Genomic DNA, 15097 nt, shown 5'->3' with positions numbered 1-15097 from the left:
CGCAGAGCCCTCACCTCCTGATCGACACCCTGAGACGCGATCCGCGTCCGACCACCTTTTCCCTTCTGTGCGAACGGATCCCCGCGACCGTGCGCGCACACGGCGAGGAGGCGACAACCGCCGAATTACGCCGTGTGATCTCGTCCACAAGGGATGAGGCGGTCCGCACGTGGCTGCTCGACGCGTCCTGGTTGCACCGCCTCACGCCACTGGATCCCGACGAAGCGCGCGGGCTTGCCACGGGACCGGCGCTGTGGCGCCATCTCGACGCGCTCGGCGAGCCGGTCGACGCCGATCCCCGCTCCCCCTACGAAAAACTGATGCTCGACCTGCTGCACAACGACATCTCGTTGCCGGTCGCCCCACCCGTGCCAGGACCCACGATCGCCCAGTCGATGCTCATCGGCGGAACCGCCCGGCCGGGCGAGGGCGCGAGCGGCGGGCTCACCGTCTTCCTCTCCTCGCTGGCCGACGCCTTGGTGAAGCGGCAGGACATCGGCCGCGTGGTCACCGTGGTGCTCGCACCCGAACCGACCACCGTGACCGTGGAGAAGAACTCCGAGCTCGACCACTGGACGGTGCGCGTGCCGGTCGACTCGCCGGTCGCGCTCGCACAACCGGACATGGCGCGTCATCGGGCGGGAATCACCTGGTGGCTCACCAGACTTCTGCCGAGGTGCGGGCTGTCGCCGGACGTCGTGCACGTCCGCTACTCCGACGACGGCTCTCTCGCCGTGGCCGACGCCGCTCGCCTGCTCGGCGCGAAGCTCGTGTTCACCGTCACGCCGGACCCGCACCGCCACCTGGCCGAGCGCTATCCCCAGGACACCGGGGACCTCACGGCCATGCGGTTCGACCTGCACCGCGTGCGCACCGCCGACCACCTCGTCGACCGCGCCGACCAGGTGATCACCATCGGCGGCAGGCAGGACGAGGTGCTGACGCACTTCCCCCAGCTCACCCCGGCGGCCCTGGGGGCACTCGAGGAAGGCATCGCGCCGGCGCCCCCACCCACCGGGCGGTCACTGGTGCGGGAGCTGTTCGCGCCCTCCGCGCTGCCCCGCCTCGACGTCTCCGCCGAGGGCCTGCCCGTCCTGCTCAACGTGGGCAGGCTGCACCCGATGAAACAGCAGCCTCTGCTGGTGCGCGCCTGGCTGGAGGCGGGTCTGCACCACTCGACCGCGCTGGTGATCATCGGTGGTTCCTCCACCGACCGGACACCGGACGAGCAGAAGGTGCTCGACGAGGTGCTCGGCCTGGCCCGCTCCGAACCCTCGGCACGGGGACGGCTCGCCGTGCTGCCTGCCTGGTCGAACGACGACGTGCGGCTGCTCCAGCACGAACTGGCGGCCGCCACGCCGTCCTCAGGCGCTCCGCACGTCTACGCCTGTGCGAGCACGAAGGAGGAGTTCGGCATCGCGGTCCTCGAGGCGATGGAGGCCGGGTTGCTCGCGATCGGTCCGCTTCGCGGCGGCCTGAGCTGTTACGTCGAGCACGGGCACAACGGTTTTCTCGTCGACACGTCGGCCGCGCGGTCGCTGGGCGAGGGCTTGGCCCAGGTCGTGCGTCTCGGTGCCGCCACCGCGCCGATCGCGGTGGCCGGGCAGAGGACCGTGCGCGAGCGGTTCGACATCGACGCCGTCGCCGATCCGTTCGCCACGCTCTACCGCGAGCTGTCAGGCTGATCTGGCCCGCACGAACACCTCGTCCGCGCCCAGCCTGGTGAACAGGCTCTGGTTACGGGGATCGCGGACCGCCGCCACGATGGTCGCCGTCCGGTTGAGGCTGCGCGCGGCCATCGTGACCTGCAGCCCGTCCAGGTCGTCGGGAACCGCGACGACCACCCGTGCCGCGAACTCCGTTCCGGCGTGCCGCAACGCGCAGATGTCCCGTCCATCGCCGCGCGCGACCCTGGCACCGTTGGCGAACGCACTGGTCAGCGCAACCGCGTCATGGTCGAGCACCACGACATCGGGCCGATCGAAGCGCGACGGAAGGTGCCGCAACACGTCCAGGGCCGCGTCCCCGTATCCCACCACCACGGTCAGGCCGGTCACCGCGACTCCTCGCCGTCCGCCGTGAGCGCGGGCCGTGACGGACGCAGTCGCTGGGGCGACTCGGCCTTGGGCGGCGGCCGGTCGTTGGCGATGAGGACCGCCATCCAGGGCAGCGGAACGGACAGCAGGATCAGGATGAGCGCGAGCCACCAGATCTTCGCGAACAGCAGGGCCAGCAGGATGCACGGGATGCGCAGACTCATCATCAGGGCGTACCGGCGACGCCGTGCCGAGAGCTGGTCCTCGTAGGACGGGGCGGCAGAGGTGATCAGTACGGGGTTTTCGTTTCGGTGCGAGTTCACGACGAGACCTCCGTTCTCCTGGTTGGTTCGGAGCGGAGGCCGATCGGGTTCGTGTCTGCTCGGTCACGCCGGAGCCATGTCGACCAGGCTCTGGCACCGCGTGGTGACCCGCTCGCCGCGAATGGGCTAGCCTTCGCACAGATTGTGGGTGACCAAATGAGTGAGCCTGACTTAGGCCCGTTGAGCCGTCATGGCTCCGAGATGCTCGACAGCACCACCGAACAGGCGCCGCACGAGCGGGCGATCGAAGTACTCGAACAGGCAGTCGCCGCGGGAGAGCCCGCGGCCGCGCGGTTGCTGGCCCTCGGGTATCTCGAGCAGGGCCGGCTGATCGAGGCGCACGAGTTGCTCGGTCCCCTGGTCGCGGCAGGACGTGACGATCTCGCCGACGTCCTGGGCGACGTGCTGGCCGACCTCGACCTGACCGACGAGGCCGAGAACGCCTACCTGCTCGCGGTCGGCTCCGGCGACAGCAAGGCGATGAACAACTTCGCCCTGTTCCTGGCCGAGCAGGAACGCTTCGACGAGGCGGTGGGAATGTTCGAGCGCGCCGTCGTCTTGGGCGACACGCTGGCGCCCGCGAACCTGGCCCGCCTCCACCTGCACGACCGGCACGACGTCGACACCGCGCTCGCCGTCGCCGAGCAGCACCTGGACGCGGCCAGACCGACGACCTACTGCGCGCTGGCCGAGGTCTACGCCGAGCTCGGACGCCTGGACGAAGCCGAGCGGCTGCTGCGCGCGGCCATCGACCTGGACGCCCAGCAGGCGCACATCGACTACGCCAAGTTCCTGCACCGCCGCCGCGACGATCTCGCAGCAGCCGAACGCGAGTACCGGGCAGCCGACGAACTCGGCGAGCCCGCCGCCGGCTACCACCTAGGCGCGTTCCTGCTCGAGCACGGCGATGAGGACGAAGCCGCCGGCGTGCTCGAACGGGCCGCCTCCTGGGGCGATCTCGACGCCCGACGGCTACTGGACACCGAGTTCGAGCTCGTCACGGATCCGTGAGAACCCGGCGGCGGGCAGAGCTACGGGTTCAGGCCGTCTCGCTGGAGTGCTGCGGCGCGTCGGCCGGTTCGCGGAAGAGGCCGGTGTAGGACCGCTGGTCCCCGTCTGGCGACGAGTCGGACCTCGGATCGAGGTGATCCGTGTCCGGGTGGCTGAAGAGCCCGTCCCCCGAGAACGCGGCCGCCGGTCGCGTACCGGCACCTGCGCCGTCCGCGCTGGAGTCGGGCACGTCGTTACGCGAAAAGTACTGGGATTGCATGGGTTTCCGACTTTCTTTGCATCCTGTGCGTGCTCGCAGCGAGTGGTACTGGAGCCGAAGCAGCCGCACGGCGCTAGGGGTTTCGGGAAGATTTGACGAAGTCAGGGCCCCGATAGACGGCAATACTACACCTCACGCCGCGGCAGGTGCCCTGTACGCCGCAACAACGCGTGGCGTGGCGTGTCGCGGCCCTGCGAGCGGAAGTCCTCTGTGGACCTGCCGCGAACCTCTACCAGGCGGATTCCGCGTGAGACAGGAAGAATCGGCCCCGCGCCGGGTCGCCGGTTCGCGCCGACGGCTCTCACCACGGTGCACGGCAACACTTTCATCGATTCGAGGCGACCACGTCGGTGATGTCGCGCTGCTGCCGGCGGAACTTGCCCGGCGCCGTGCCGAACTCCCGCTTGAAGGCGGCGGAGAAGGCGAACTCCGAGGTGTAGCCGACGTTGCGGGCGATCGCGGCCAGCGGCGCCTGGCCGTCCCGCAGCATCCGTGCGCCGGTGCTCAGCCGCCACCAGGTCAGGTAGGCCATCGGGGACTGCCCGACCAGAGACGTGAACCTGCGGGCGAAGGCGGTCTTGGACAGTCCGGCCTCGGCGCCCAGTTCCTGGACCGTCCACGGGTGCGCGGGCGAGCGGTGGATGTGCTGCAGCGCCGTGGCGACGACCGGATCGGTGAGCGCGAGACACCAGCCTCCGCGCGGGCCGTGGCGTGCGGCCTCCTCGTCGAGCCAGGCACGCAGCAGATAGACCAGCAGCAGGTCCATCAGGGCGGGAACCGCCGCCGCGGCACCGGGGCGGGCCTCGATGAGGTCCGCGCCGAGCAGGTCCACCGCGCTGCGCAGGGCGGAGTGATCACCCAGCCGGGCGGGGAGGTGGACGACCTCGGGCAGGGTCCGCAGGAACGGGTGGGCCTGTCCGCGATCCAGCCGGTAGGCCCCGCACAGCAACTGCGCCTGGCCGGGCGCGGGCTCGTGGTCCGGCGGGCCGGCCTCCGGCGCCAGGGGCAGCTCGGCGATGGCCCTGTCCGGACTGTCGCTCATGCCGTGCACCGCGCCGTGCGGCAGGAACACCACGTCACCCGCACCGAGGGCGACCGGAGGGCCGGACGGCGGAATCAGCCAGCAGTTGCCCTCGAGAACGACGTGGAAGCCGGCTCCGGGATACGGGCCGAACGCGTACCCCCACCGGCCGCTCAGACGGGAACGGGTGAACTTCGCCCGGCCCGCCCTGACCGTGGAGATCACGTCGCTGAAGACGTCCATGACATCAGGCTACAGCGCCCCGAGTGGTCGTTTCGAGTATGAATGCGGTTGAAACAAGCATTGGAAGGACCACTCCGCGCGCTTAGCGTCGACAGCGTTCACCACATCGCATCTTGAGGAGACGCGGACATGACCGCCTATGTCGTGATCGATCTGAACGTCGCGGACCCGGCCGGCTTCCAGCAGTACGTCGACGGGGTGACGCCGTTGCTCGAGAAGGCCGGCGGCCGCAACGTGCTCACCGACGCCGACGCACTGGTGCTCGAAGGCGACTGGACCCCGCCGACGCTCGTGATCCACGAGTTCGCCGACAGGGCCGCGGTTCAGGCGTTCTGGGACTCGCCGGAATACCAGCCGTTCAAGGACCTGCGCCGCAGGTACTCGACGGTGAAGGTCGTCGTCGGCCAGACCGCCTGATCCCGGTTCGGCCCAGAGCCGTGCCGCGACGTGCTCACCTCGTGGCTGCCAGACTTCCAGACGTGAACAGCGCGCTCACCAGCTTGATCGCAGTGATCGGAACCCTGGCGGGATCGGGTCTCACCTACCTGTTCGGACGGCTCACCGCGCGACGCGCCGAACGCGTCGCGCGCCACGAACGACTCCGTCAGGAAAGGATCAACGCCTACGTCACGTTCGTCGGGGCGCTGACCGACCTTCGGCAGGCCCTGATCTCGTTGTGGTTCCTCGAACGCGACGAGCCGGACGCGGCGGACGCCAGGGCAGCCCGCACGGAGGCGGACAAACGCGGCGCCGCCGCTCACCACGCCCGATTCAGCGTTCAGTTGCTGACCGAGGACGCGGAACTCCTGAGGCTCGCGGACGTGGTGTTCGGACCGGTCGACGACCTGGTCAACGCAAAGGACCGCTCGGAACTGAAGGCGCTCGAGGAGAAGAGCGAGGAGATGCTCGCCGCGTTCATCAAGGTCGCGGGCCGGCAAGTCAGGTAGCACCGACAGCGGAGTTACGCGGTGGGCAGGGGGACGCTCCACGGCTCTCCCCTGTCGCGCTTCATCGGCGGGACCTTGAAGTTCGCGTAGGAGTACTTGCCGGTGATCGAACCGTCGGCGTCGAAGTGGAAGACGTCCATTCCCTGCCAGACCATGCGCGGGCCGTGCCGCAGGAGCCCGAGCAACCGCAGCAGCGGGTAGACGCCGCGACCGCGTGGCCCGGAGACGTCGATCCGGCACGCCCAGCGGATCGCCGCGCGTCGCCCGGCCTCGTCGACGAGCTTGTCGTGCACGTCGAAGCGCATCGCGCCGTACCTGCCGGCGAACTGGGGCGCGAACTCCGCGCGAATCGCGGCCTTGCCCCGGTGCTTCGCGCCGTCACCCGGCTCGTACTCGGCGTCGTCGGCGAAGAAGGCCATCACCCGGTCGAGGTCGTTGACGTTGAAGGCGTCGACGAACTCGTCGACCGTTGCCGACAGGGAGCGCTGCTGCTGGGTCATGTGTCGTGGCCTCCGGCCGCGCAGGGGGTGGTGCTGACCGGCCAGACAATAAAGGAACACCGTACTTTTATCAAAACCTCCTGGTAGAGTGCCTTTCAACATGGAAGCGTCGTTCCGACGGGCACGGCGCCCGGACCAGAAGGAGCAGCGGCGGGAGACGATCCTCGCGGCTGCCCGCGACCTCGCCCTCGACAAGGGCGTGGCCCAGGTCAGCCTGGGCGACATCGCGGCCGCCGTCGGCCTGGTGAAGTCCAACGTCCTGCGCTACTTCGGCACCCGTGAAGAGATCTACCTGCAGCTCACCATGCGCGACGGAACGGACTGGGCCGACGCGGTGCGAGACCGGCTCAAGGACGCCTCCGGCATCGGCCAGATGGCGGCCGCGCTGGCGGACTCCTTCGCCGAGCGGCCCCTGTACTGCGATCTCATCGGCCACGCGGAGACCATGCTGGAGCACAACGTCTCGCTCGAGGTGCTGCACACGTACAAGCTGTGGGCGATCGACATGTACGCACGGGCCGGCGAGCAGATCATGGCCGCGTGCCCGGAGCTGACCGGCAGGGACGGTTCCTCCGTGGTGTTCGCCGCCGGAGCGTTCGTCGGCAGGCTGCATCCCCTGTCCCAGCCCCCGCCGACGCTGGCCGAGCTCTACGCCCGCGAACCCGGGATCGCGGCCGTGTTCCCGCCGTTCCGGCCGACACTGCAACGCTTCATCGCGGCCACCGCCGCCGGCCTGCCCACGGTCCGAGGCGATTCCTCCTGACCGCACCGCTCGGCATCACCTTCTCGGCTGCGAACCGACGACGTTCGCGCAGCTACGGGCCATCCGCGGTCTGCCGGCATCGGCACACGATCGCGGTCAGGCTTCAAGAAACCTGAGAGCCTCGGCGACGAACTCGTCGTGGTGCTGGAAGATGCCGCCGTGCCCGGCATCCGGGTACAGCGTGAGCCGGGCGTCGGGCAGGCGCCGGGCGAGATCGGCGGAGTTGCTGCTCGGAACCATCCTGTCGTGGTCGCCGTTCGCGACGAGGACCGGCTGCCGGACGACCGTCAGGTCGGAAGGCCGCTGAACGCCCCACGCGTGGATCGCCTTGAGCTGGTTGCGGAACGCCGTGACGGAGATCGGCTTGTCCCGGTCGTCCGCGCGTTCCTTCAGCCGGTTCACGAACTGCCGTGCCGTCGCCTTGCCGTTGGCCGTCCTGGTGAAGAAGAGGTACTCCTTGGGGTCCTTGAAGGTGAGTACGGCTTTCAGGGTGTCGAGCACGGTGACGGCGGTGACCCTGTCGATGCCCTCGCCACCGGCCGGACCGGTGCCCGCGAGGATCATCCTGCGCACGAGTCGTGGTTCGCGCTCGGCGATCACCTGGGCGACGAAGCCGCCCAGCGAGAAGCCGAGGAGGTCGACCTGGTCGTGGCCCAGCGCCCGGACGAAGGCGACGGCGTCCCGTGCCATCGCGTCCACCGAGCGCGGTGTCGTGCCCTGCGAGGCGCCGACTCCCCTGTTGTCGAAGGTGATCACCCGGCGCCTGGCCGCGATGCCGTCCACGACACGGGGATCCCAGTTGTCCAGCACCGCGGCCAGGTGGTTCAGGAAGATCACCGGCGTGCCGGTGTCCTGGCCGAGTTCCCGGTAGGCGAGCGTCGTTCCGCCGATGTCGGCGGTCCGGGTCGGTGTGTCCTTGTAAGCGGTGATCACGGTCATGACTCCTCCTCGCACGAGCTCCTACCTGACCTTCACGACGACCTTGCCCTTGGCGCGTCCTGTTTGGACGTACGCCAGGGCCTCGTTGGTCGACTCGAAGGGAAAGATCCGGTCCACGACCGGTGTGATGACGCCGGCGTCGATGAGCGAGGTGATCTCGCCCACTTGCTTCCCGTTCGCCCGCATGAAGAGGAACGAGTAACTGATCTGGCGGCGCCGGGCGGCCTTCCTGACGCCGTGACTCAGGACCCACATGACAGGCCGCAGGAACCACGGCCTGCCGAGCTCCCTGGCGAAGGCGGCGTCCGGTGGGCCGGAGATCGAGACGAGCTTCCCGCCGGGCTTCAGCACGCGCAGCGACTTCCTGAGCGTCTCGTCGTCCAGGCTGTGCAGCACCACGTCGTAGTCGCGCAGGACGGTCTCGAAGTCGTCCTCGCGGTAGTCGATGACGACATCGGCGCCGAGCCGCCTGACCAGGTCGGCGTTGGCCGCGCTGGTCGTCGTGGCCACGGTGGCGCCCAGGTGTTTCGCCAACTGGATCGCGAACGTCCCGACGCCGCCGGCACCGGCCTGGATGAAGACCTTCTGCCCCTCGCGCAGGCCGGCGATCTCGACCAGTGCCTGCCAGGCGGTCAGGCCGACCAGCGGGATGGCGGCCGCCTCCTCCATCGTGAGCCGCTCCGGCTTCAGCGCCAGGTCGCTTTCACTGATGGAGATGCGTTCGGCGAAGGTGCCGATCCGGTCCTTGTCCGGTCGCGCGTAGACCTCGTCGCCGGGCTGGAACCTCCGCACGCTGCCACCGACCCGGATCACGACACCGGCGACGTCGTTGCCCAGCACGAACGGCGGGCAGTAGGGCAGGACGAGCTTGAACTCCCCGTCCCTGATCTTGACGTCCAGGGCGTTGACTCCCGCGGCGTGGATCTGGACCAGCACGTCGTGCTCACCCACCTCCGGCTCCGGCACGTCGCCGGCCCGAAGGGCGTTGTCGCTCTTGCCGTAGCGATCAACGATGAACGCCCGCATGTCAGCCCACCATCCTGTTCAGCTTGCGCACGCTCCTGTCGAACGCCCACGCGGGAGCGACACGGCGAAGCACGCTGACGCGCATCGACTCCGCCATGACGTCGTCGCAGACGCGACGCTGGCGCGCGTAGACCGGCAGTGGGCTGTCGGCCTGCGCCATGTTGGCGTCGAACGGGCTGTCGGTGGGACCGGGCTGGACGCGCACGACCTGAATATCCCGTTCGCGGACCTTGCCGATGCCCGAGGACGCGCCCGTCACGAGCGCGACCTGCGGTGTTGCAGTCATCGCGAGCTCCAACCGATTGGATTATGATCGTACGACCATAAGACGGGACAGACCCCCAGGGCAAGAGTTCCGGCAGATTTAGATTATGATCGTACTAACATCGAGGCCGGAGGAGCACATGGCGCGGTACGGCAAAGAGCACAAGCTGGCGACGAGGCAGCGAATCATCGAGACGGCGGGCCGCCGGTTCAAGCGCAGCGGCATCGACGGCTCCGGCGTCGCCACGCTCATGGCGGACGCGGGACTGACCAACGGCGCTTTCTACGCGCACTTCGAGTCCAAAGAGGACCTGGTCGCCACCGCCGTCTCCGACCAGCTGCGCGACCAGCGCGAGCAACTCGCGGCCGTCGGACCAGGCCGCGCCGGCGTGGAGCAGATGGTCCGCGCGTACCTCTCCCCCGAGCACCGCGACAACCCGGAGGAGGGCTGCCCGTCCGCGGCCCTGCTGGACGAGGTCAGCCGCTGCGGGGATCCCACGAGGCAGGCCTACACCGACAGCGTGCTGGCGATCATGGACGACTTCGCCGCCCGCCTCGCACCGCATGATCCGCAGTCGGCTCGCACCACGGTTCTCAGCGTCTACGCCCTCATGGTCGGCACGGTGCAACTGTCCCGCGCCCTGACCGACCGGCGGCTCGCCGACGACCTCCTGGAACAGGGCATCCGCAACGCATTGGCGTTGCTGGACGGCGAAAGCGCTTCCCAGGAGTGATGAACACGGTTCTGCCAGCCCTGCCACCACCTCTGATCACGTAGCCGAATTCGGCCCCACCACAGGGTTTTCCGGACTAGGCTCGAACTCTCCGATGGTTGCGGCAGCGGATCTGAGGGAGCTACCGACGTGGTCGAGACGCACGACATCGTTCGCCCGCCCGCCGAGTTGAGTGCGGCCCTCGCGGCCATCGGCAGTGCGACGGCCAGCGCCGAGCTCAGCCGGATGGGCATCCGAAGCGCGTTCATCCGCGGCCCCGTTTCGGTGACGCCCGGGGTGCGCGTGGCCGGTCCGGCGCTGACGCTGCAGTTCCTGCCGAAGCGGGAAGATCTCTACCCCGTCGACGAGTACGAGGAGCCGGAGAAGCAGTTGCACCGGCACGTCATGTACCACGCCCAGCCCGGCGACATGATCGTCGTCGACGCGCGCGGTGACATGAGCAGCGGTGTGTTCGGCGAGATGATGCTGACCTACTTCAAGGGTCGCGGCGGCGCCGGCGTGGTGATCGACGGGTGCCTGCGCGACATCGGCGAGGCCAAGAAGCTCGGACTCGGGCTGTGGATCCGGGGCGCCACACCGAACTTCCACGCCCAGACCGACATCGTTCCGGCCGCCGTGAACGTTCCGGTGGCGTGCGGCGGCACGATCGTCGTGCCGGGCGACATCGTCGTCGCCGACGACGACGGGGCGGTGGTGGTGCCGATCAAGCTCGCGCCCGCTCTGGTGGCCGTCGCCCAGGAACACGCGGAATGGGAGGAGTTCTCCCGGATCCGGCTGGCCGAGGGCGGCGACCTGCGGCGGTACTACCCGCTGTCGGACGAGGCCCGGCCCGAGTACGAACGGTGGCGCGCCGAGCAGGGCCGGGCCTAGGCGTCATCGCCCAGCACGAACACCAGCCGCGGCACGCCCGACTCAGCCGCGCCGATGAAGAACCTGCCCGCCGGGTCGTTGCGGTTCCAGGTGACCGCGGAACTGTCGACGCGTTGTCGATGGACTGTCGGCCAAGCCTGCGACCTTGAGCACCGCACTGATCCCAGGTTAGGAGAAAGCATGTTCAAGCAGAGGCTGGCCGCCCTTCTGATGGCCGGTGCGGCCGTGGTGGCGACCGGACTGTTCAGTGGGGGCCCGGCGCAGGCCGAGGGAGTGGGGGCGCAGAGCGTCGGGGCGGCGTTCACGCTGGTCAACCGCGGTACGGCCAAGTGCGTGGAGGTGTTCAACCGGCAGATCGAGGACAACTCGCCGTTGGTGCAGAACGACTGCCTCGCCAACAACACGGATTTCAACCAGAACTGGCTGGCGGAATCGGTTGGTGGCGGTTTCTTCCACCTTCGCAACCTCAACAACGGCATGTGCCTCGATTACGCACGGGCGGTGAACGGGCAGAACGCCAAAACGCACGTGTGCGGCAACGACCTGTTTCAGCGGTGGTCGTTGAGCGTGGCCCCGGAGGCTCCTGGGTTCGTCCGGGTCGGCAGCGCGGGCAAGGTCAACGGCAGCAACCTGTGCCTGGACCTGTTGGGCGGCAACCCGAACAACGGCGCGTCCATCGGCGTCTGGCAGTGCGGGGTCGGCAACAACAACCAGCTCTGGCGTCAGGGCTAGGCGACGAGCTCCGCGGACTCCTCCGACACCGAGCAGACTGCTGTAGAGCGTCTGCTCGGCGGACGGGCTGGCGAGACGGCCGACTCGACGGTGCCCCACGATGACGCCGAGCCGGGGCCACACGCCAGGTGGGCGACTCTGGCAAAGCCGCTAGCTCCACAGGCGGTCGTGGCTCGACTCCGCGTCCCAGTGCGTCGTCTCGGCGAAGAACACCGGATCGCGCGGGTCGAGATGGCGTCGCAGCAGTTCCTCGTCGAGGTCGCCGAACCCCAGTCCTGGCGTGTCCGGCACCGTGATGTGGCCGTTCTGGATCAGCGGCCGGGGCAGGCCGGTGACGAGGTCGCTCCAGAACTCCACCTCGGCCGCGTGGTGTTCGAGCGCCAGGAAGTTCTCCGTGGCGGCGGCCAGGTGCACGCACGCCATCGTCGCGATCGGCGACGCCGCCAGGTGCAGTGCCATCGCGATCCCGCGCTCCTGCGCGTAGTCGCCGAGCCGTTTGGTCTCCGCGATCCCGCCCGCCGTCGCCGGGTCGGGGTGCACGACGCGGATGGCGCCGGCGTCGAGCAGCGGCCGGAAGCCGTCGAGCAGGTAGATGTCCTCCCCCGTGCACGTCGGGACGGCGACGGCCGCGGTGAGCCTGCGCCACTGGTCGGTCAGCTGCCACGGGATCAGGTCCTCGATCCACGCCAGGGTGAACGGCTCCAGTGCGCGGCCGATCCGGATGCAGGAGTCGAGGGCGATGTGACCGAAGTGGTCTGCGGCGAGCGCGATGTCGTAGCCGACGACGGAGCGGACGGTGTCCACATAGGACGCCAGGTGGTCGACGCCCTTCGCGGTGACCTGGATTCCGGTGAACGGATGCATCGTCGTCAGGTCCGCGCGGGCGCCCGGCGGCGCGATCAGCGCCCCCGGCACGTCCCACAGCAGGTCGATCCCCACGTCCATCTTCAGCATCGTGAACCCGCGCTGTTTGCGGTCCAGCAACCGGGCGCCCATCGCGTGCGGGTCCGGCAGCGACGGAGTGTCGGCGTAGCAACGGATCTCGTCCCGGAAGCGGCCCCCGATCAACGCGTACGCGGGCACTCCGTAGGCCTTGCCGGCGAGGTCCATCAGCGCCATCTCGACGCCGGAGACCCCTCCGCCCTGGCGGCCGTGGAAACCGAACTGCTTGATCTTGCGGAAGATCTTGTCGACGTTGCACGGGTTCTCGCCGACGAGCCGGCTCTTGAGCATGAGCGCGTAGGTCGCGCTGGCCTGGTCGCGCACCTCCCCGTAGCCCGTCAGGCCCTGGTTGGTGTCGATCCTGATGATCGACGAGCGAAACGGCACGCCGGCCACGTTGGCCACCCGCAGGTCGGTGATGCGCAGGTCGCTCGGCCGGGACGCCGTCGCGACGTGCTCCTCGGTGATCGCCGGTGTCTCGCTCATCCCTTTACGGCCCCCGCGGTGAGGCCCTCGGTCAGGAACCGCTGCCCGAACGCGTACATGGTCACGACCGGAATGCTGATCAGGAGCGAGGCCGCGGCGAGCTGTCCCTGCGGCACGACGTCACCGAAGATCATCGACTGCATGCCGACGGGCAGCGTCTTGTAGTCGTCCTTGGTGATGAACACGAAGGCGAACAGGAACTCGTTCCACGCGTTGGTGAGCGTGAACAGTGCGACCGCGAGCAGGCCCGGTTTGGCCAGCGGCAGCACGATCCGGATGAACGCCCCGAACCGCGTGCAGCCGTCGACCAGCGCGGCCTCCTCGAGGTCGGCGGGGATCGACTTGAAGTAGCCGACGAGCAGCCACGTCGCGAACGGCAGGGTGAACGTCGGGTAGGCGAGCACGAGCGACCACAACGAGTCGTTGAGCCCGATCCCGCTCATCATCTGGTACAGCGGGATGAACAGCAGCGCGCCCGGCATCACGTAGGTGAGCAGGATCGTCACCGTGAAGCTCTCCGAACCGCGGAACTTCAGGCGTGCCAACGCATAGCCCGCCAGCGCCGCGCAGACCAGGGCGATCGCGGTGGACGCCACCGACACCAGGATCGTGTTGAGGTACCAGGTGCCGAACGCCCTGCCCGTGAACAGGTTGGTGAACTGCTCGGTGCTCCACGGGGTCGGCCACAGGTCGTCGGTGCGCGCGACGATCTGGTTGTCGGACTTGAAGGCCGTGACCGTCATCCAGTAGAGCGGGGCGAGCACGAAGCCCAGCAGGCCCACGAGCGCGATCCCGCTGCCGGTACCGCTGACCACCCGTGCGGCCAGCCGGTTGCCCCGCGCGGCGAGCGTGGAGACGACCCGTCCGACGGCGGCCGCGAGCACCACGAACACACCCAGCACGAGCGCGGCCTTCCACACGATGTGCGGCGACGCCCAGACCAGGATCAGCGTTGAGCCCGCGACGATCACCCACGGCAGCGCCCTGCGCTGGGCGGGAGTGAGCCGCCTGCGGCCCATGTCGCTCGCGCCCGGCTGGTCGCTGCGCCGCATCATCCGCACGAGGATCATCACGAGGATGCCGATGATCGGCAGCATCACCAGCGTGACCGCGGCGCCCGCGCCCAGTTGCAACTGCTGGATCGCCTTCGAGTAGGCCACCATCACGTACGGGGCGGTGGCGTCCCCCGGCCCGCCCTGGGTCATCAGCCAGATCAGGTCGAAGTTGTTGAACGTCCAGATCGACGACAGCAACACCGTCACGATCATGATGTGCCGCAGGCCCGGCAGCGTGATGTGCACGAAGCGCTGCCACGGCGAGGCGCCGTCGACGACAGCCGCCTCGTAGAGCCCGCTGTCGATGGCCTTGAGCCCGGCGAGGAACGTCACCGTGAAGAACGGGATGCCCTTCCAGACGTTGACCAGGATGACCGCCGGCATCGCCAGCGCGGGATCGGACAGCCACTCCGCGGGCCACCGGTCGACGAGCCCGATCGCGGCGAGGGCTGGCCCGATCCCCGAATCGGTGAGCAGGACGTTGACGCTGCCGAAGATCGGGTCGAACAACGACCGCCAGGTGAAGGCCGTGACGACCGTCGGCACCACCCACGGCAGCAGGATCACCCCGGCGATGATCGCCCGGCCGCGGCGCATGTGGTGCAGCATCAGCGCCGCGATGAGGCCGAGGGTCACCTTGAAGATCTCGGCGTACGCGGTGAAGACGAAGGAGTTGAGCACTCCCTTGTGGAACACGGTGTCGCCGATGAGGGCGGCGTAGTTGTCCAGCCCGACGAAGACCGTCTCCGCACCGTGGCGTTCCGTCGTGCTGGTGAGGACCGAGCTGACGATCGGGAACAGGATCAGGCCGGAGACCAGCACCAGCGTCGGCCCGATGAACACGGCGGCGAGGCGCCAGTCTCGTCCGAACAACCGCTGCGACCTGGTGTGCGAAGAAGGCCCGCGCGGCGCCGGACGAACCGGCGCCGGCCTGGTGCGCAGCACG

General features: G+C 68.9%; 19 protein-coding genes. 8 read left to right on the top strand and 11 right to left on the bottom strand.

Annotated elements, in window-relative coordinates; genetic code table 11:
- Positions 1-134: 134 nt before the first annotated feature.
- Positions 135-1685: a glycosyltransferase family 4 protein gene (locus ACIRG5_RS44420; RefSeq protein ID WP_402916806.1), complete on the top strand. Its 1551-nt coding sequence runs from the start codon at positions 135-137 to the stop codon at positions 1683-1685.
- Here the strand turns inward: ACIRG5_RS44420 and ACIRG5_RS44415 are convergent.
- Entirely contained in the window at positions 1677-2057 is a 381-nt protein-coding gene (locus ACIRG5_RS44415) for an NAD(P)-binding protein (RefSeq protein WP_402916804.1), read from the bottom strand. The genes ACIRG5_RS44420 and ACIRG5_RS44415 overlap by 9 nt on opposite strands.
- The gene (locus ACIRG5_RS44410; RefSeq protein WP_402916802.1) at positions 2054-2359 is read right to left on the bottom strand and encodes a DUF3099 domain-containing protein; all 306 of its coding nucleotides are present in this window, start codon (positions 2357-2359) and stop codon (positions 2054-2056) included. The genes ACIRG5_RS44415 and ACIRG5_RS44410 overlap by 4 nt, the downstream gene beginning before the upstream one ends.
- 156 nt (positions 2360-2515) lie before the next feature.
- On the opposite strand from ACIRG5_RS44410, the gene ACIRG5_RS44405 reads away from it, so the two are divergent.
- A complete protein-coding gene (locus ACIRG5_RS44405; RefSeq protein WP_402916800.1) occupies positions 2516-3370 on the top strand; it encodes a tetratricopeptide repeat protein in 855 nt (284 codons plus the stop codon).
- A 28-nt stretch (positions 3371-3398) separates the two neighbouring features.
- Here ACIRG5_RS44405 and ACIRG5_RS44400 read toward each other — a convergent pair whose 3' ends face one another.
- Both ACIRG5_RS44400 and ACIRG5_RS44395 read right to left on the bottom strand, forming a co-directional pair.
- Complete coding sequence (locus tag ACIRG5_RS44400; protein ID WP_402916798.1) at positions 3399-3599, bottom strand: hypothetical protein; 201 nt, start codon at positions 3597-3599, stop codon at positions 3399-3401.
- A 355-nt stretch (positions 3600-3954) separates the two neighbouring features.
- Positions 3955-4893: an AraC family transcriptional regulator gene (locus tag ACIRG5_RS44395; RefSeq protein ID WP_402916796.1), complete on the bottom strand. Its 939-nt coding sequence runs from the start codon at positions 4891-4893 to the stop codon at positions 3955-3957.
- 129 nt (positions 4894-5022) lie between these two features.
- On the opposite strand from ACIRG5_RS44395, the gene ACIRG5_RS44390 reads away from it, so the two are divergent.
- Together ACIRG5_RS44390 and ACIRG5_RS44385 are read left to right on the top strand one after the other, a co-directional pair.
- A complete protein-coding gene (locus ACIRG5_RS44390) occupies positions 5023-5310 on the top strand; it encodes a DUF1330 domain-containing protein (protein WP_402916794.1) in 288 nt (95 codons plus the stop codon).
- A gap of 92 nt (positions 5311-5402) precedes the next feature.
- Positions 5403-5840 carry a hypothetical protein gene (locus ACIRG5_RS44385; RefSeq protein WP_402916792.1) on the top strand — a complete coding sequence of 146 codons (438 nt, stop codon included), beginning with the start codon at positions 5403-5405 and terminating at the stop codon, positions 5838-5840.
- A 14-nt stretch (positions 5841-5854) separates the two neighbouring features.
- Here ACIRG5_RS44385 and ACIRG5_RS44380 read toward each other — a convergent pair whose 3' ends face one another.
- Positions 5855-6340, bottom strand: a complete 486-nt coding sequence (locus ACIRG5_RS44380) for a YybH family protein (protein ID WP_402916790.1) — start codon at positions 6338-6340, stop codon at positions 5855-5857.
- A 100-nt stretch (positions 6341-6440) separates the two neighbouring features.
- On the opposite strand from ACIRG5_RS44380, the gene ACIRG5_RS44375 reads away from it, so the two are divergent.
- Positions 6441-7103, top strand: coding sequence for a TetR family transcriptional regulator (locus ACIRG5_RS44375; protein WP_402916788.1), 663 nt, complete (start codon positions 6441-6443; stop codon positions 7101-7103).
- A 96-nt stretch (positions 7104-7199) separates the two neighbouring features.
- Here the strand turns inward: ACIRG5_RS44375 and ACIRG5_RS44370 are convergent, their stop codons facing one another.
- The 3 genes from ACIRG5_RS44370 to ACIRG5_RS44360 are packed head-to-tail and all read right to left on the bottom strand — an operon-like array spanning position 7200 to position 9354.
- Positions 7200-8042, bottom strand: a complete 843-nt coding sequence (locus ACIRG5_RS44370) for an alpha/beta fold hydrolase (RefSeq protein WP_402916786.1) — start codon at positions 8040-8042, stop codon at positions 7200-7202.
- Positions 8043-8063: 21 nt separating this feature from the next.
- Positions 8064-9068 carry an NADP-dependent oxidoreductase gene (locus ACIRG5_RS44365; protein WP_402916784.1) on the bottom strand — a complete coding sequence of 335 codons (1005 nt, stop codon included), beginning with the start codon at positions 9066-9068 and terminating at the stop codon, positions 8064-8066.
- A 1-nt stretch (position 9069) separates the two neighbouring features.
- Positions 9070-9354, bottom strand: a complete 285-nt coding sequence (locus tag ACIRG5_RS44360) for a hypothetical protein (RefSeq protein ID WP_402916782.1) — start codon at positions 9352-9354, stop codon at positions 9070-9072.
- Between the two features lie 85 nt (positions 9355-9439).
- Here ACIRG5_RS44360 and ACIRG5_RS44355 point away from each other — a divergent pair, with 85 nt between their 5' ends.
- The gene (locus ACIRG5_RS44355; RefSeq protein ID WP_402916780.1) at positions 9440-10066 is read left to right on the top strand and encodes a TetR/AcrR family transcriptional regulator; all 627 of its coding nucleotides are present in this window, start codon (positions 9440-9442) and stop codon (positions 10064-10066) included.
- Positions 10067-10195: 129 nt separating this feature from the next.
- Positions 10196-10936 carry a ribonuclease activity regulator RraA gene (locus ACIRG5_RS44350; RefSeq protein WP_402916778.1) on the top strand — a complete coding sequence of 247 codons (741 nt, stop codon included), beginning with the start codon at positions 10196-10198 and terminating at the stop codon, positions 10934-10936.
- Here ACIRG5_RS44350 and ACIRG5_RS44345 read toward each other — a convergent pair.
- The gene (locus ACIRG5_RS44345; RefSeq protein ID WP_402916776.1) at positions 10933-11094 is read right to left on the bottom strand and encodes a hypothetical protein; all 162 of its coding nucleotides are present in this window, start codon (positions 11092-11094) and stop codon (positions 10933-10935) included. The genes ACIRG5_RS44350 and ACIRG5_RS44345 overlap by 4 nt on opposite strands.
- Positions 11095-11116: 22 nt before the next feature.
- Here ACIRG5_RS44345 and ACIRG5_RS44340 point away from each other — a divergent pair, with 22 nt between their 5' ends.
- Entirely contained in the window at positions 11117-11668 is a 552-nt protein-coding gene (locus tag ACIRG5_RS44340) for an RICIN domain-containing protein (RefSeq protein ID WP_402916774.1), read from the top strand.
- Positions 11669-11818: 150 nt separating this feature from the next.
- Here ACIRG5_RS44340 and ACIRG5_RS44335 read toward each other — a convergent pair whose 3' ends face one another.
- A complete protein-coding gene (locus ACIRG5_RS44335) occupies positions 11819-13096 on the bottom strand; it encodes a mandelate racemase/muconate lactonizing enzyme family protein (RefSeq protein ID WP_402916772.1) in 1278 nt (425 codons plus the stop codon).
- A complete protein-coding gene (locus ACIRG5_RS44330; protein ID WP_402916770.1) occupies positions 13093-15096 on the bottom strand; it encodes an ABC transporter permease subunit in 2004 nt (667 codons plus the stop codon). Before ACIRG5_RS44330 ends, ACIRG5_RS44335 begins: the two co-directional genes overlap by 4 nt.
- Position 15097: the final 1 nt, after the last annotated feature.

It is taken from the genome of Lentzea sp. NPDC102401 (assembly GCF_044765805.1).
Lineage (GTDB): Bacteria > Actinomycetota > Actinomycetes > Mycobacteriales > Pseudonocardiaceae > Lentzea > Lentzea sokolovensis.
This window is presented reverse-complemented; position numbering and strand designations above follow the sequence as displayed.

Coding starts and splice junctions, on each gene's coding strand:
- ACIRG5_RS44405 (WP_402916800.1), top strand. CDS start 2,516: ATGAGTGAGCCTGACTTAGGCCCGTTGAGCCGTCATGGCTCCGAGATG.
- ACIRG5_RS44395 (WP_402916796.1), bottom strand. CDS start 4,893: ATGGACGTCTTCAGCGACGTGATCTCCACGGTCAGGGCGGGCCGGGCG.
- ACIRG5_RS44390 (WP_402916794.1), top strand. CDS start 5,023: ATGACCGCCTATGTCGTGATCGATCTGAACGTCGCGGACCCGGCCGGC.
- ACIRG5_RS44380 (WP_402916790.1), bottom strand. CDS start 6,340: ATGACCCAGCAGCAGCGCTCCCTGTCGGCAACGGTCGACGAGTTCGTC.
- ACIRG5_RS44375 (WP_402916788.1), top strand. CDS start 6,441: ATGGAAGCGTCGTTCCGACGGGCACGGCGCCCGGACCAGAAGGAGCAG.
- ACIRG5_RS44370 (WP_402916786.1), bottom strand. CDS start 8,042: ATGACCGTGATCACCGCTTACAAGGACACACCGACCCGGACCGCCGAC.
- ACIRG5_RS44365 (WP_402916784.1), bottom strand. CDS start 9,068: ATGCGGGCGTTCATCGTTGATCGCTACGGCAAGAGCGACAACGCCCTT.
- ACIRG5_RS44360 (WP_402916782.1), bottom strand. CDS start 9,354: ATGACTGCAACACCGCAGGTCGCGCTCGTGACGGGCGCGTCCTCGGGC.
- ACIRG5_RS44355 (WP_402916780.1), top strand. CDS start 9,440: ATGATCGTACTAACATCGAGGCCGGAGGAGCACATGGCGCGGTACGGC.
- ACIRG5_RS44340 (WP_402916774.1), top strand. CDS start 11,117: ATGTTCAAGCAGAGGCTGGCCGCCCTTCTGATGGCCGGTGCGGCCGTG.
- ACIRG5_RS44335 (WP_402916772.1), bottom strand. CDS start 13,096: ATGAGCGAGACACCGGCGATCACCGAGGAGCACGTCGCGACGGCGTCC.